Source organism: Streptomyces lanatus (assembly GCF_014655715.1).
Lineage (GTDB): Bacteria > Actinomycetota > Actinomycetes > Streptomycetales > Streptomycetaceae > Streptomyces > Streptomyces lanatus.
Genome location: NZ_BNBM01000014.1, coordinates 172,444 through 188,162 on the forward strand (window position 1 = coordinate 172,444; position 15,719 = coordinate 188,162).

Sequence of the window (15,719 nt, forward strand, 5' to 3'; positions counted from 1 at the left end):
CCGTGTGGGGGCCTGTGGATAACCAGTTTTCCGGACCCTCACCGGGGATGCGCGGGTCAGTCGGGCGATGCCCGCCACATCGGCCTCCCCGCGGGCGGCACCCCGCGCTAAGGTCGGGCCCGACAAGGACGTTACTGATCGGTAAGGGGATCGGCCATGCAGCTCGGGATCAACCTCGGCTACTGGGGCGCCGGAATGGACGCGGACAATCTCGCCGTCGCGCAGGAGGCCGACCGGCTGGGCTACGCCGTGTGCTGGGCCGCCGAGGCGTACGGCTCGGACGCGGCCACCGTGCTCAGCTGGGTCGCCGCCCAGACCGAGCGCATCGACGTCGGCTCCGCCATCTTCCAGATCCCGGCCCGTCAGCCGGCGATGACCGCGATGACCGCCGCGACCCTGGACTCCCTCTCCGGCGGCCGCTTCCGCCTCGGCCTCGGCGTCTCCGGACCGCAGGTCTCCGAGGGCTGGTACGGCGTCAAGTTCGACAAGCCGCTGGCACGCACGCGTGAGTACGTCGAGATCGTCCGCAAGGCCATGACGCGCGAGCGCCTGACCTACGAGGGCCAGCACTGGACGCTGCCGCTGCCCGGCGGCCCCGGCAAGCCGATCAAGCTGACCGTGCACCCGGAGCGCGAGCACATCCCGCTCTACATCGCCGCCATCGGCCCGAAGAACCTGGAGCAGACCGGCGAGATCGCCGACGGCGCCCTGGTGATCTTCCCCTCCGCCGAGCACCTGGAGGAGACCACCGTCAAGCATCTGCGCGCCGGACGCGAGAAGGCCGGCAAGACCCTCGACGGGTTCGACATCTGCCCGACCCTGCCGCTCGCCCTCGGCGACGACAAGGACCTGGCCACGCTCGCCGACACCTTCCGCCCCTACACCGCGCTCTACGTCGGCGGCATGGGCAGCCCCAAGCAGAACTTCTACAACCAGCTCGCCCAGCGCATGGGCTACGAGCAGGAAGCCGCCGAGATCCAGACCAAGTACCTCTCCGGCGACAAGCAGGGCGCCGCGGCCGCCGTACCGCAGGACCTGATCGACCAGACCGCGCTGCTCGGCTCCGTCGACCGCATCGCCGACCGGATGAAGGCCTATGCCGCGGCCGGGGTCACCACCCTGTCCCTCGCGCCGGCCGGCTTCACGCTCGACGAGCGGCTCGCCTCCCTGCGCGCCGGTACCGAGGCCCTGGAGCGCGCCGGACTGGCGTGACGCGAGGCGCCGTACGAAGAAGGGATTTCAGCGGCCGTGGTGGGGGCTCGGGGGTCTTCCCCGCCACGGCCGTTGCAGATACAACGCGCGCGTCCCCACCCGGTTACGCCCCCGTGGTGACCCTGATGGTCATTCTTTTGGCGGAGTTGTCCGTCGTAGCTGTTGCAGCACCTCTCGTACCGCATTTGACTCGTTCTTTGCGGGAATCCTGCGGCGTCCTGAGAGAGGTGCCCCACGATGCTTTCGGCGAAGAGTCTGTTCCAGGAGATCCTCGACAACGACGAGTCCTTCCGCCTGTTCTGCTCGATCGCGGCCAGCGGTGAGTCCCAGGGCGGTTGGGAGAACGCGCGTATCGCCGCGCTCGTACCCGACAGCGAGCGTGCCATGGCCCCCAAGATCACCCGGCATGGCGCGGACGAGGACAAACATGGGCGGATCTTCAACGCCCTGCTGAAGAAGCGCGGCCTCGAACCCGTGCCCGTCCCGCCCGAGACCGACTACACGATGCTGCTGGAGAAGTACGGCATCGGGCTCGCCCACGAGAAACTCAAGGCCGACGAGCCGCTCACGGTCGAGGACATCGTCACGTACCTCGCCCACAGCAGGGTCACCGAGCAGCGCGCCGCCGACCAGATGATCATGCTCCGTAAGTTCTTCGCCGACGACCCCGTGATCGGCAAGGCGGTCCGGATGATCTCCAACGATGAGGACAACCACCTCGCCTACACGCATGAGGAACTGCTGCGGTTCGCCGCCGCGGGGCACGGCCGGTTCATCCAGGCCACGCTGCGTGAGTGCGCGCTCGCCGAGATCCGCATCTACCGGGACGTCAGCCTCGCGGTCATGGACCACATGGGACGCATCCTCGGCTGGCCGCGAGCGAAGGCGACCATGCTCGCCCTCGGCATCCACGCCATGTACCGCTGGGAGCGGCTCGCGGGCTGGCGGCGCATGGTGTCGCTGACCATGCCGGAACGCCGCGACGCCCTCGGCGGACCCGCCACCTCGGCACCCGAGCTCGCCTGACGCCCTACAGCCAGCCCCGGCGTTTGAACAGCCGGTACAGCAGCACCTCGACGGCGGCCATGGCCAGGATCAGCACCGGATACGAACCGGTCCAGCGCAGCTCCGGCATGTGCTCGAAGTTCATGCCGTAGATCCCCGCGATCATCGTGGGGACCGCGGCCATGGCCGCCCACGCGGAGATCTTCCGCATGTCGTCGTTCTGCCGCACGCTCATCTGCGCCAGATGCGCCGACAGCACATCGGAGACCAGCCGGTCCAGGCCCTCCACGGCTTCGTTCACGCGCGTGAGGTGGTCGCTCACATCGCGGAAGAAGGGCTGCGCCTTGTCGTGCACGAACGGCACCCGCGCGCCGATGAGACCGGTGCCCGCGAGCCGGGACACGGGCTGCGCGAGCGGTCCCGTGGCCCTGCGGAACTCCATGATCTGCCGCTTGAAGGCGTAGATGCGCGACGCCGTGAGCCGGGAGCCGCCGCCGGTCGGCGAGAACACCTCCGCCTCCAGCTCCGCCAGGTCGGTGCCCAACTCGCCCGCCACGTCCACGTAGTGGTCGACCACCGCGTCCGCGATCGTGTACAGCACCGCCGTCGGCCCGTGCCGCAGCATCTCCGGCTCATGCTCCAGACGGGCCCGCACGACCCCCAGCGGCGCCTCCTCGCCGTGCCGGACGGTCACCACGAACGAGTCGCCGATGAAGACCATGACCTCACCGGAGGAGACGATGTCGCTCTTCGGCTCGTAGCCGACCGGCTTGAGGACCATGAACAGCGAGTCGTCGTACACCTCCAGCTTGGGCCGCTGGTGCGCGTTCAGCGCGTCCTCCACGGCCAGCGGATGCAGCCCGAACTCCTCCGTGACCTTGTCGAACTCTTTCTCCGTCGGCTCGTACAGGCCGATCCAGACGAACGCGTCGTCCTGCAGACGGCACAGATCCAGGGCGTCGGAGAAGTCCGCGGGCCCCTCCGTCCGGCGCCCGTCACGGTAGATGGCGCAGTCGACGATCACGGAGCGTATTCTCCCGCCCTCCGCCCCCGAGCGCACCCCGTCGTATGCCTACCCTTGGCGGCATGCCCACGCTGATCCTGGTCCGGCACGGACGTTCCACCGCCAACACCGAGGGAGTGCTCGCCGGCTGGACGCCCGGCGTCGCCCTCGACGAGCGCGGGGCCCAACAGGCCGCCGCACTGCCCGCTCGGCTCGCCGCGCTGCCGATCTCCGAGATCGTCACCAGCCCGCTCCAGCGCTGCCAGGAGACCATCCGGCCGCTCCTGGACGCCCGGCCCGCACTCACCGCGCACACCGAGGAACGGATCGGGGAGTGCCACTACGGCGACTGGTCCGGCCGCAAGCTCGCCGAGCTGGCGGACGAACCGCTGATGCAGGTCGTCCAGGCCCATCCCTCGGCCGCCGCGTTCCCCGGCGGCGAGTCGATGCGGTCCATGCAGACCCGCGCCGCCGAGGCCGTACGTGAGTGGAACGCGCGCGTGGAGCGCGATCACGGCGCCGACGCCGTGTATCTGATGTGCTCCCACGGCGACGTCATCAAGTCCCTCGTGGCGGACGCGCTCGGTCTTCATCTCGACCTGTTCCAGAGGATTTCCGTTGAACCGTGTTCCATCACCGCGATCCGTTACACACGTCTGAGGCCGTTCCTCGTACGGCTCGGGGACACCGGTGACTTCGCGTCCCTCGCCCCCCGTGAGGAACCGCCGGCCGACGACGCGACGGTAGGGGGCGGCGCGGGCGCACCGTGATCGTCGGGCGCAGTAGGGTGAAGCGGTCGCAAGTGCGCCGCACCCATCCACGACTCCAGGAGACAGGACGTGTCCCGTCAGGTGTTCCTCTTCGACCCCCCGGACCGCTTCGTGGCCGGCACGGTAGGACTGCCCGGACGCCGTACGTTCTTCCTCCAGGCCACCGCAGGCGCCCGGGTGACCAGCGTGGCCCTGGAGAAGACCCAGGTCGCCGCCCTCGCCGAGCGCATGGACGAACTGCTCGACGAGGTCGTACGGCGTAGTGGCGGCAGCGCCGCCGTCCCCGCCATGGCGCCCTCCGAGATCACCGACTCCGACCCGCTGGACACCCCCATCGAGGAGGAGTTCCGCGTCGGCACCATGGCCCTGGCCTGGGACGGCGAGGAACAGCGCATGATCGTCGAGGCGCAGGCCCTCGTGGAGCTCGACGCCGACTCCGAGGAGGACCTCGCCGAGGCCGAGGAGCGACTGCTCCAGGACGAGGAGAACGGCCCCCCGATGCTGCGGGTCCGGCTCACCGGCGCGCAGGCCAGGGCCTTCGCCAAGCGCGCCCTGGACGTCGTCAACGCCGGGCGGCCGCCGTGTCCGCTGTGCAGCCTCCCGCTCGACCCGGAAGGACACGTATGTCCGCGCCAGAACGGATACCGCCGCGGAGCGTGACCCCCGTGGAACTGCTCACCGAGGGTGAGCTGACTGTGCGCGGCCGTATCCGTGAGGCGTCCAACGCCGCACTGTTCTGCACGGCCGCGCACGAGGGGCGCGAGGCGTCCTGCGTGTACAAGCCGGTCGCCGGTGAGCGGCCGCTGTGGGACTTTCCCGACGGCACCCTCGCCGAGCGCGAGGTCGCCGCGTACGAGGTGTCCGAGGCGACCGGCTGGGGGCTCGTACCGCCCACCGTGCTGCGCGACGGGCCGTACGGCGAGGGCATGGTCCAGCTGTGGATCGACGCGGCCCCCGAGGCCGAACTCCTCGCCCTGGTGGACGCCGAGGAACCCGAGCCCGGCTGGAAGGCGATCGCCCTCGCCGAGGTGGGCGACGGAAAGACCGCCCTGCTCGTGCACGCCGACGACGAGCGGCTGCGGCGCATGGCCGTCCTGGACGCCGTGATCAACAACGCCGACCGCAAGGGCGGCCATCTGCTGCCCACCGGCGAGGGCCGGCTCTACGGCATCGACCACGGTGTGACCTTCAACGTCGAGAACAAGCTGCGCACGCTGCTGTGGGGCTGGGCGGGCGAGCCCCTGACGGAGGAGGCGATCGAGGTCCTCGGCGGCCTGCGAGACGGCCTCAAGGAGGGCGCCGCGCTGGCCGTACGGCTGGCCGGGCTGATCACCACCGCCGAGGTGGCGGCCACACGCGCGCGTGTCGAGGCGCTGCTCACCGCCGGGAAGCATCCCGAGCCGAGCGGGGAGTGGCCGGCCATTCCCTGGCCGCCCGTGTAGCAGCACACCGCCGGGGAACCGCGCAAGAGCGCCTCCCCGGCCATCCGGCCCGGTCCGGTTCGTGTACGGAACATCCGTCCGGTTAGGCTCATGACATGCATGCCTGGCCCGCTTCTGAGGTCCCCGCCCTGCCCGGTGAGGGCCGCGACCTGAGGATCCACGACACCGCGACCGGGGGACAGGTCACCCTGAGCCCCGGTCCCGTCGCCCGTATCTATGTCTGCGGCATCACGCCGTACGACGCCACCCACCTGGGACACGCGGCGACCTACAACGCGTTCGACCTCGTGCAGCGCGTGTGGCTCGACACCAAGCGGCAGGTTCACTACGTCCAGAACGTCACCGACGTCGACGATCCGCTCCTGGAACGGGCCGTGCGCGACAACATCGACTGGGCCGCCCTCGCCGAGAAGGAGACGGCCCTCTTCCGCGAGGACATGACCGCCCTGCGGATGCTGCCCCCGCGGCACTACATCGGCGCCGTCGAGGCGATACCCGGGATCGTCCCGCTCGTCGAGCGCCTGCGCGACGCCGGTGCCGCCTATGAACTCGAAGGCGACATCTACTTCTCCGTCGAGTCCGACCCCGACTTCGGCAAGGTGTCCAACCTCGACACCGCCGCCATGCGACTGCTGTCCGCCGAGCGCGGCGGCGACCCCGACCGGCCCGGCAAGAAGAACCCGCTCGACCCGATGCTGTGGATGGCGGCCCGTGAGGGCGAGCCCAGCTGGGACGGCGGTTCGCTCGGCCGCGGCCGGCCCGGCTGGCACATCGAGTGCGTCGCCATCGCCCTGGACCACCTCGGCATGGGCTTCGACGTCCAGGGCGGCGGCTCCGACCTCGCCTTCCCGCACCACGAGATGGGCGCCTCGCACGCCCAGGTGCTGACCGGCGAGTTCCCCATGGCCAAGGCCTATGTCCACGCCGGCATGGTCGCCCTGCACGGCGAGAAGATGTCCAAGTCCAAGGGCAACCTGGTCTTCGTGTCGCAGCTGCGGCGCGACGGCGTCGACCCCGCCGCCATCCGGCTCGCCCTGCTCGCCCACCACTACCGGGCCGACTGGGAGTGGACCGACCAGGTGCTCCAGGACGCCCTGGCCCGCCTCGACCGCTGGCGGGCCGCCGTCTCCCGCCCCGACGGGCCGCCCGCCGAGGCGCTCGTCGAGGAGATCCGCGAGGCCCTGGCGAACGACCTGGACGCCCCGGCCGCGCTCGCCGCGGTCGACCGCTGGGTAGCCCGGCAGGACACCGAGGGCGGCACGGACATCGGCGCCCCGGGCGTGGTGTCGCGGGCCGTGGACGCGCTGCTCGGCGTCGCCCTGTAAGGCTCCTTGAGCATGGAAGGGGCGCTTCCTCCCCACGGGTGGAGGAAGCGCCCCTCTGCTTCACCTGCCGATCGTCAGATCCGGCGGATCTGGATGCTCCGCAGGACCAGCGGCTGGCCGCCGTCCCACACACCGACGACCTGATGGCCGTAGGCGAAGGCCTCCTGGACCTGGTCGTGGGTCTGCGGGTTCGGGTTGTTGAAGACCCGGAACAGGCCGTTGATGCGCAGGAAGATCTGCGACGGCTGGCCCGGCAGCGGCTGGACGATGTCGATGTAGCCGTCCGCGACACCGGACAGCGGCGCCGCCTGGGCGACGGCCTGCACCGCGGCCTGCGTGACCTGCTGCATCAGCTGAAGCACCTGCTGCTCGGACTGCGGCTGACCGAGCTGCTGCAACAGGTGCTGGTACGGCTGCTGCTGGCCGAGCTGCTGGAGCTGCTCCAGCGAGCCGCCCATGCCCTGGCCCTGCATGCCGTACGGCTGTTGCTGGTACGGCTGCTGCTGGTACGGCGATGTGCTCGGGAACTGCTGGCCCAACTGCTGTCCCATGTGACTCATCTGCGGGGTGGTGCTCATACGGGTGTCACCTTCCCTTGATGTGATGGGCTGCGTCAGCCGGTGATCACCAGGCCGACGATCTCGTCGTCCGAGAACCACACTCGGACATCGGGCCGTCCCCCCGCGAAGGCGGTGTGGACCGCCTGGCGGATCTCCGGGGACGGATGGTTCAGATTCCGCCAGCCACCGGCCACGAACAGCCGGAGCCTGGGCGGAAGTTCGCGTGGGTAGGGCAGCAACTCGTCCCAGTACCGCTCGGCCCGCCCGGACCCGACGGCCTGCGGCACCAGCTGGGTCACCGCCGCCTTGATGTCGGGCCGGTTGCCGATCCGCTGGGAGGCGGGCCGGCCCGGCGCGTCCTGCTGCGGGGAACCCGTCGCCCTGAGGACCGTACGCGCACGCTCCGGGGACATCGGCGGCTGGCCCGCCGCCTTGAGCATGCCCTGGAGCGCGGCCAGCGCGCCGACCACGACCGGGGAGGCGGACGACGTCCCCGAGAACGTGTCGGTGTACCAGGCGATCTCCTCGGGCCCGCCCTGAAGATCACCGGGCCGGTCCCAGAAGCCGCCGGTCGTCGTCACCTCGCGCCCCCAGCCCTGCGCGTCCACCCGGGCGCCGTAGTTGGAGAACGCCAGCCGTGAGCGGTCCGGGCCGTGATCGCGGCCATGGGTGCCGGGCGGCGGGGCTCCGGCGCCGACCAGGACCGAGCCGGAGGACGGGTTGGACGGGTTGAACGGGTTGCGCCACCACTCGGGGAAGTCGTCCTGGCGACGCTCGTACACCGCGTCGTCGAGAGACTCGCCTCCGTTGCCCGCGGCGGCCACCACGAGGACGCCCTTGGCGGTGGCGTAGCGGATCGCGGCGTAGTCGTCCGGCCACCATTCGAGGGCGACATAGCCACGCTGGTCGTCACGCTCGGCGAACTCGAAGCGGGGCCCAGGGCGGTGGAGCTCGACGAGCACGATGTCACCCGGGCCCAGCCGCTCGGCCGCCGCGTGGATCGCCGCCGCCGTGCCGATGTCCCGGAACGACGCGGCCGCGGTCACCGTCTCCGGCACGATGCCGGTGACGCCGTACTCGTTGCGGTCGCCGCCGATCACCCCGATCACGGCCGTGCCGTGGTTGCGCCACGCCAGATCGGTCAGCGGGGTGCCTACGACGACACCGGCCAGCTTGCCGGACAGGTCCTCATGCCCCAGCTGCCAGGAACCCTCCACATCGATCACGGTCACGCCCTGGCCGTCGCCGCCGGGCCGCTGCCATGCCCAGTGCGCGTCGACGCCCTCCGGCGCGGGCCGCAGATAGCCCTGCCGGCCACTGAAGTCGGGCGTGACCGGCGCTCCCTCCTTCAGCCGCCCGCCGGCCTCCCCGACGGACGCCGGTACGGCACCGGGCTTCACATACGCCGTCTCGATCCCCGGCAACGCGGCGATACGGGCCCGCAGTTCCTCGGCGCGGCGCTCCGAGCCCCGCACCCGATAGAACAGTGCGAGATCCGGCGCCTGCGCCAGACCCGTGGCCTGCTGAAGCCGGTCCTCGCTGCCGAACAGCGGCTCCAGCGTGAGTTGTTCATCGCTGAGGAACATGTTGAGGGCCGACACATCGGCGCCCGCCACCGACCTCACACCCTCGGCCTGGGCACGCAGCCGGGCCTCGGGACGGGCCACGACGATCAGTTCCCGCTCGGCTCCTCGATAGGTGAATCCCGCTCCGTCGGGCCCCGGCCCGGACGCCCCCGGGCCCTGCGCCGGCTCTGCCTGGTCGGTCATCGTCTGCCGCTCCCTTCGGTCCTGGGGTTGCCAAGTACGGGTGGTGCGGCGCGCCTTCGGTGGACAACCAAGCACGCGCGGGGCCGTCCGTCCAGACCGTTTTCGTCAACTTGGTTTGAGAACAAGTTGAATTGGGCAACGTGTGCAATCCGGCGTGAAAGAGATGTCACGCCCCAATCCGGCCAGCTGCTGTCCAGACCCTGTCGAGAGGCCGTCGTCGGCTGCGGAGGCGACCGGCGTGTGGTGGGGTGGGGGAGTCAGTTGACCGTTGGACCAGCCATCGGCCGGTCCTGTTCGCGGAAGGACGCACCGTGGCCCCCGAACACCGCTCCTTCGCACCTCGGCCCACCCGCCGGAGACTCCTCACGGCCGGCGCCGCCACCGTCGGCGCCGCGCTCGTCGCCGCCACCCCCGCCACGGCGGCCGAAAAGACCCGGCCCACCGTGATCCACCTCCCGAACGGCTTCCGCCCCGAGGGCATCACCATCGGCGCCGGACCGTACGCCTACCTGGGCTCCCTCGGCGACGGCTCCCTCTACCGCGCCGACCTGCGCACCGGCGCCGGCGGCATCATCTCCGCCGGACCCGGCACCCCCTCGGTCGGCCTCAAACTCGACCGGCGGGGACGTCTGTTCGTCGCCGGACGCGGCGAGGGCGCCCGTGTCGTGGACGCCCGCACCGGGAAGATCCTCGCCTCCTACCGGCTCACCACGGCGACCCCGAGCTTCGCCAACGACGTGTTCCTGACCCCGCACACGGCCTGGTTCACCGACTCCTTCCAGCCCGCGCTGTACGCCCTGCCGCTCGGCCGGCACGGCCGACTGCCGGACGCGGACGAGGTCGTGACCCTCACCCTGAGCGGCGACTGGAGCCAGGTCCCCGGCGAGGTCGTCAACGCCAACGGCATCACCGCCACCCCCGACGGCTCCGCCCTGCTCGTCGTGCAGTCCGGCGTCGGCGGCCTGCACCGCGTCGACCCGCGCACCGGCGTCACCGGACTCGTCGACCTCGGCGACGCGGCACCGCTCACCAACGGCGACGGCCTGCTGCTGACCGGCCGGACCCTGTACGTCGTACAGAACCGGCAGAACGCGATCGACGTGTTCAAGCTCACCGCCGACGGCCGCAGCGGCGCCTTCCAGCGCCGTATCACCGACCCGCTGTTCGACGTGCCGACCACCGCGGCCGCCCACCAGGGACGGCTCTACCTGCCCAACGCCCGCTTCACCACGACGCCGACGCCCGAGACGACGTACGACGTCATATCCGTGCCCGCATGACGGCGAAGGGCGGTGCGCCCACTGCGCACCGCCCTCTCACCTGTTGCGACTCGGGGGATCTCAGTCCTCCGACGCGTCCTCGTCGTCGTCCCTGCCACCCGGCTTCGGGGGCATCGGCGGACGCGTACGGTCGCCGGGCGACGGGCCGCCGTCCCGGCGCCGCAGATAGCGCTCGAACTCGCGGGCGATGGCCTCACCCGACGCCTCCGGCAGCTCAGCGGTGTCCCGGGCCTCCTCCAGCGACTGCACATACTCCGCGACCTCGCTGTCCTCGGCGGCCAGCTGATCCACCCCGACCTGCCAGGCCCGCGCGTCCTCGGCCAGCTCGCCCAGCGGGATACGGACGTCGATCAGGTCCTCGAGCCGGTTGAGCAGGGCCAGCGTCGCCTTCGGGTTCGGCGGCTGCGACACATAGTGCGGTACGGCGGCCCAGAGACTGACAGCCGGTACGCCCGCGTGCGTGCACGCCTCCTGGAGGATGCCGACGATGCCCGTCGGGCCCTCGTACTTGGTCTCCTCCAGATCCATACGGTTCGCCAGGTCCGGGTCGGACGTGGTGCCGCTGATCGGGACCGGACGCGTGTGCGGGGTGTCGCCGAGCAGGGCGCCCAGGATGACCACCAGCTCCACGCCCAGTTCGTGCGCGAAGCCGAGGAGCTCGTTGCAGAACGAGCGCCAGCGCATGGATGGTTCGATACCTCGGACGAGTACGAGATCACGCGGCTTCTCACCGCCGACCCGGACCACCGAGAGCCGGGTCGTCGGCCAGGTGATCTTGCGGACGCCCGCGTCCATCCACACCGTGGGCCGGTTCACCTGGAAGTCGTAGTAGTCCTCGGCGTCCAGCGCCGCGAACACCTCGCCCTTCCACTCCTTGTCCAGATGCGCGACCGCGGTGGAGGCGGCGTCGCCGGCATCGTTCCAGCCCTCGAACGCGGCCACCATGACCGGGTCGATCAGCTCGGGAACCCCCTCGAGCTCGATCACCCAGCGCCTCCTTCCGACGTGCCCTCGCCTGACGAACCAACCTTACGGCGTGCGGCGGGGGCGTCCGCAGCCCCCTTGCATGGGGGAGTGAACGGATCACTGCCCCGTTCGTCACCTCGGAACACCCCGCAGTCATCCGAGCTGTCACCGGCTCACAGGCTGGACCGCAGCCACTGCTCCACGCTCGCGATGTGCACCGTCGCCCATGACCGCGCCGCCTCCGCGTCCCGGTCCCGCAAGGCCGCCAGGATCGCCCGGTGTTCGTGCAGGGTCCGGCTGACCGCGTCCTCCTGCGTCAGCCCCCGCCAGACCCGCGCCCGCGTCGTCGGCCCGGACAGACCGTCGAGGAGCGAGCACAGGACCGAGTTCCCGGAGCTCTGCACGATCCCCCGGTGGAACTCCAGGTCGCAGGCGACGAGTTCCTCCACCGACGGATCGTCGCCGAGCTTGTCCAACTGGTTCGTCAGCGCGTCCAGTTGCTGCTCGCTGATCCGCGACGCCGCCATCGCGGTGGCCGCCGGCTCCAGGATGCGGCGCACCGCCAGGAACTCCAGCACGGTGTCGTCGCGGTGGAAGTCGACGACGAAGCTCAGCGCCTCCAGCAGCAACTGCGGATCCAGGCTGGTGACATAGGTACCGTCGCCCTGCCGCACGTCCAGGATCCTGATCAGTGACAGGGCGCGCACGGCCTCCCGCAGGGAGTTACGGGACAGTCCGAGTTCGGCGGCGAGCTCGCTCTCCTTGGGAAGCCGGTCGCCGGGGCGCAGGGCGCCGGAGACGATCATGCCTTTGATCTTCTCGATCGCCTCGTCGGTGACTGCCATGGCCGGCCCTCCCTGTCGTTCAGGATGTCGTCGCCAGACATCCGATCACTCAGGTCATTATGCGGGGGAGGGGCAATGGAGGTGCGGTTCGCGGGCGACGCGCAGACGAAAGGGGCGACTCCATCGGCGCGGAGCCGCCCCTTCCGGCGTGGCCGGCCCCGGTGCGGAAGGGGCCGCCCTCGTGTGGTCCGGCCTGGTCAGGGGAGTGGCCGGACCCGGCGTCGGCAGAGGCTCATCCGGCGAAAACCTCAGTCCGACGCCTGCGAGGTCACTTCTTGTCGAGCAGGTCCTGCACCTTGGCCCGCACGTCGTCCGTGGCCAGACCCCGGATCGTCAGCGTCGTACGGCGGCGCAGCACGTCGTCCTGCGTCTCCGCCCACTCGTTGTCCCGGGCGTAGACGACCTGGGCCCAGATCTCCGGGGCGTCCGGGTGGACGCGCTCGCCCAGCTCAGGGTTCTCGTTGGCGATGCGGGCGATGTCGAAGGCGAGCGAGCCGTAGTGCGTCGCCAGGTGCTTCGCGGTGTCGGCCGCCATGCGCGGACCCGGCGCCGGGCGGTCGGTGAGCAGCCGGTGGGCGACCGCGCGCGGGTTGGCGATACCGGGCAGCGGCAGCTTCTTCGGCAGGGAGGAGATGGGCTCGAAGTCGTCGCCGAGCGGGTGGCCGGGCAGCGCCTCCAGCTTCTTCATGATGGTGCGGCCGATGTGGCGGAAGGTCGTCCACTTGCCGCCCGCGACCGACAGCATGCCGCCGGTGCCCTCGGTCACGACCGTCTCGCGCTTGGCCTTCGCCGTGTCACCGGGGCCGCCCGGCAGGACCCGCAGACCCGCGAACGCGTACGTGATCAGATCGCGGTCGAGCTGCTGGTCCCGGATGGAGAACGCGGCCTCGTCGAGTATCTGGGCGGTGTCCTTCTCGGTGACCGCGACATCCGCCGGGTCGCCCTCGAACTCCTCGTCCGTGGTGCCGAGCAGCAGCATGTCCTCCCAGGGCAGGGCGAACGTGATGCGGTACTTGTCGATCGGGGTGGCGAGCGCCGCCTTCCAGGGCGCCGTCCGCTTCAGGACCAGGTGCGCGCCCTTCGACAGACGGATCGACGGGGCGGCGTTCGGGTCCTCCATCTTGCGCAGGTGGTCGACCCAGGGGCCGGTCGCGTTCAGCACCAGACGGGCGTTGACGCCGAACTCGTCGCCGGACTGGCGGTCCTTGAGCTCGGCGCCGGTGACCCGGCCCTTGGTGAAGCGCAGGCCGGTGACCTCGGCGTGGTTCAGCACGACCGCGCCCGCCTCGACGGCCCCGCGGACCGTCATCAGCGCCATGCGCGCGTCGTTCATCTGGTCGTCGCCGTACACGGCCACGGCCTTGAGGTTGTCGGTGCGCAGCTCGGGCACGTCCTGCGCCGCCTTGGCGGGGGACAGGAGGTGACCGACGCCGTCACCGAACGCGGAGAGCGCGGAGTAGGCGAAGACGCCCGCCCCGAGCTTCGCGGCGCCGTGCGGCCCGCCCTTGTACACGGGGAGGTAGAACGTGAGCGGGTTCGCCAGGTGAGGAGCCACCTGGCGGGAGACCGCACGGCGCTCGAAGTGGTTCTCCGCCACCAGCTTCACCGCGCCGGTCTGCAGATAGCGCAGACCGCCGTGGAGCAGCTTGGAGGAGGCGGAGGAGGTGGCGCCGGCGAAGTCACCGGCGTCGACCAGAGCCACCCTGAGGCCGGACTGCGCGGCGTGCCAGGCGGTGGAGATGCCCAGGATGCCGCCGCCGATCACGAGAAGGTCGTACGACGCCTTGGCGAGCTGCTCCCGGGTCTCGGCGCGGCTCGGGTTGGAGCCGGAGGCCGGGCGCGTACCGAGGGCAGGCACGGACTGCAGGGTGGTCTGACTGGTCATTTCGGGTTCTTACTCCTCATCAGAGTTCGAGAGCTGGCGAGGGGCCGTTCAGCTCTCGTCGTCCTCGATCCAGCCCATGGTCCGCTCGACGGCCTTGAGCCAGTTCTTGTACTCACGGTCGCGGGTGTCCGCGTCCATGCGGGGGGTCCACTCGGCGGCCCGGCGCCAGTTGGCGCGCAGCTCGTCCGTGCTGGACCAGAAGCCGACGGCGAGACCGGCGGCGTAGGCGGCACCGAGGCAGGTGGTCTCGGCGACCATCGGGCGCACCACGGGGGCGTCCAGGAAGTCCGAGAGGGTCTGCATCAGCAGGTTGTTGGAGGTCATGCCGCCGTCGACCTTGAGGGCCACCAGCTCGTCGCCGGAGTCCTTGACCATGGCGTCGGCGATCTCACGGGTCTGCCAGGCGGTGGCCTCCAGAACGGCACGCGCGAGGTGCGCCTTGGTGACGTACCGGGTCAGACCGGCGATCACACCGCGGGCGTCGGAACGCCAGTGCGGGGCGAACAGGCCGGAGAAGGCCGGCACGAAGTAGGCGCCGCCGTTGTCCTCGACGGAGAGCGCGAGCGTCTCGATCTCGGCGGCGGTGGAGATCAGGCCCATCTGGTCGCGCATCCACTGCACCAGCGAACCGGTGACCGCGATCGAGCCCTCCAGGGCGTAGACCGTCGGCTGTTCACCGATCTTGTAGCCGACCGTGGTCAGCAGGCCCGCGTACGAGTTGATGATCTTGTCACCGGTGTTCATCACCATGAAGGTGCCGGTGCCGTACGTCGACTTGACCTCGCCCTCGGCGAAACAGGTCTGGCCGAACAGCGCCGCCTGCTGGTCACCGAGCGCGGAGGCGACCGGGATGCCGCCGAGCAGGTCGCCCAGCTTGCCGCCGGTGATCTCGCCGTAGACCTCGGCGGAGGAGCGGATCTCGGGCAGGATCTGCAGCGGCACGCCGATGGACTCGGCGATCTTGTCGTCCCACTCCATGGTGTGCAGGTTCATCAGCATGGTGCGGGACGCGTTGGTGACGTCGGTGACGTGCTTGCCGCCGTCGACACCGCCGGTCAGGTTCCAGATGACCCAGGTGTCCATGGTGCCGAAGAGGATGTCGCCGGCCTCGGCGCGCTCCTTGAGGCCCTCGACGTTGTCCAGCAGCCAGCGGGCCTTGGGACCGGCGAAGTAGGAGGCCAGCGGAAGGCCGGTCTCGCGGCGGAAGCGGTCCTGGCCGACGTTGCGACCGAGCTCCTTGCACAGGGCGTCGGTGCGGGTGTCCTGCCAGACGATGGCATTGTGGACGGGCTCACCGGTGTTCTTGTCCCACAGCACGGTCGTCTCGCGCTGGTTGGTGATGCCGATGGCCTTGATGTCGTCACGGGTGATGCCGGCCTTCTGAATGGCTCCGGCGACGACTTCCTGGACGTTGGTCCAGATCTCGTTGGCGTTGTGCTCGACCCAGCCCGGCTTCGGGAAGATCTGCTCGTGCTCCTTCTGGTCGACGGAGACGATACGGCCGTCGCGGTCGAAGACGATGCAGCGGGACGAGGTGGTGCCCTGGTCGATCGCGGCGATGAAGGGGCCGGCGGTGTGGGCGTCGGTCACAGTTAGCTCCTGGAAGTTCCGTGGTTATGGGGCTTTACGTACGGCGCGCGCTGAGAGTTTCGGTGCA

The 15,719-nt window shown here is 70.4% G+C and carries 14 protein-coding genes; 7 read left to right on the forward strand and 7 right to left on the reverse strand.

Annotated features, from left to right (window positions below):
* Positions 1-156: 156 nt before the first annotated feature.
* Both IE325_RS31440 and IE325_RS31445 read left to right on the forward strand, forming a co-directional pair.
* Positions 157-1,212, forward strand: coding sequence for an LLM class F420-dependent oxidoreductase (locus IE325_RS31440; RefSeq protein ID WP_190073507.1), 1,056 nt, complete (start codon positions 157-159; stop codon positions 1,210-1,212).
* Between the two features lie 237 nt (positions 1,213-1,449).
* A complete protein-coding gene (locus IE325_RS31445; RefSeq protein ID WP_190073508.1) occupies positions 1,450-2,238 on the forward strand; it encodes a ferritin-like domain-containing protein in 789 nt (262 codons plus the stop codon).
* 4 nt (positions 2,239-2,242) lie between these two features.
* Here the strand turns inward: IE325_RS31445 and IE325_RS31450 are convergent, their stop codons facing one another.
* A complete protein-coding gene (locus tag IE325_RS31450; RefSeq protein ID WP_190073509.1) occupies positions 2,243-3,241 on the reverse strand; it encodes a magnesium and cobalt transport protein CorA in 999 nt (332 codons plus the stop codon).
* A 62-nt stretch (positions 3,242-3,303) separates the two neighbouring features.
* Between IE325_RS31450 and IE325_RS31455 the strand changes: the two genes are divergently transcribed.
* From IE325_RS31455 to mshC, 4 genes are all read left to right on the forward strand, one after another.
* On the forward strand, positions 3,304-3,990 hold the full coding sequence (locus tag IE325_RS31455; RefSeq protein WP_190073510.1) for a histidine phosphatase family protein: 687 nt from the start codon (positions 3,304-3,306) through the stop codon (positions 3,988-3,990).
* A gap of 69 nt (positions 3,991-4,059) precedes the next feature.
* Positions 4,060-4,650, forward strand: a complete 591-nt coding sequence (locus IE325_RS31460) for a DUF3090 domain-containing protein (protein WP_190073511.1) — start codon at positions 4,060-4,062, stop codon at positions 4,648-4,650.
* Complete coding sequence (locus IE325_RS31465) at positions 4,614-5,432, forward strand: SCO1664 family protein (protein WP_190073512.1); 819 nt, start codon at positions 4,614-4,616, stop codon at positions 5,430-5,432. The genes IE325_RS31460 and IE325_RS31465 overlap by 37 nt, the downstream gene beginning before the upstream one ends.
* A 95-nt stretch (positions 5,433-5,527) precedes the next feature.
* On the forward strand, positions 5,528-6,757 hold the full coding sequence (gene mshC / locus IE325_RS31470) for a cysteine--1-D-myo-inosityl 2-amino-2-deoxy-alpha-D-glucopyranoside ligase (protein WP_190073513.1): 1,230 nt from the start codon (positions 5,528-5,530) through the stop codon (positions 6,755-6,757).
* Between the two features lie 74 nt (positions 6,758-6,831).
* Here mshC and IE325_RS31475 read toward each other — a convergent pair whose 3' ends face one another.
* Together IE325_RS31475 and IE325_RS31480 are read right to left on the reverse strand one after the other, a co-directional pair.
* The gene (locus IE325_RS31475) at positions 6,832-7,335 is read right to left on the reverse strand and encodes a hypothetical protein (protein WP_190073514.1); all 504 of its coding nucleotides are present in this window, start codon (positions 7,333-7,335) and stop codon (positions 6,832-6,834) included.
* Positions 7,336-7,370: 35 nt separating this feature from the next.
* Entirely contained in the window at positions 7,371-9,086 is a 1,716-nt protein-coding gene (locus IE325_RS31480; protein ID WP_190073515.1) for a S8 family peptidase, read from the reverse strand.
* Between the two features lie 311 nt (positions 9,087-9,397).
* Between IE325_RS31480 and IE325_RS31485 the strand changes: the two genes are divergently transcribed.
* Complete coding sequence (locus IE325_RS31485) at positions 9,398-10,366, forward strand: SMP-30/gluconolactonase/LRE family protein (protein WP_190073516.1); 969 nt, start codon at positions 9,398-9,400, stop codon at positions 10,364-10,366.
* A 60-nt stretch (positions 10,367-10,426) separates the two neighbouring features.
* On the opposite strand, the gene IE325_RS31490 is transcribed toward IE325_RS31485, so the two are convergent.
* From IE325_RS31490 to glpK, 4 genes are all read right to left on the reverse strand, one after another.
* Positions 10,427-11,353: a PAC2 family protein gene (locus IE325_RS31490; RefSeq protein ID WP_190073517.1), complete on the reverse strand. Its 927-nt coding sequence runs from the start codon at positions 11,351-11,353 to the stop codon at positions 10,427-10,429.
* A gap of 152 nt (positions 11,354-11,505) precedes the next feature.
* Positions 11,506-12,177, reverse strand: coding sequence for a FadR/GntR family transcriptional regulator (locus IE325_RS31495; protein ID WP_190073518.1), 672 nt, complete (start codon positions 12,175-12,177; stop codon positions 11,506-11,508).
* 268 nt (positions 12,178-12,445) lie between these two features.
* A complete protein-coding gene (locus IE325_RS31500) occupies positions 12,446-14,062 on the reverse strand; it encodes a glycerol-3-phosphate dehydrogenase/oxidase (RefSeq protein WP_190073519.1) in 1,617 nt (538 codons plus the stop codon).
* A 48-nt stretch (positions 14,063-14,110) separates the two neighbouring features.
* Complete coding sequence (glpK, locus tag IE325_RS31505) at positions 14,111-15,652, reverse strand: glycerol kinase GlpK (protein WP_190073520.1); 1,542 nt, start codon at positions 15,650-15,652, stop codon at positions 14,111-14,113.
* Between the last annotated feature and the right edge of the window lie 67 nt (positions 15,653-15,719).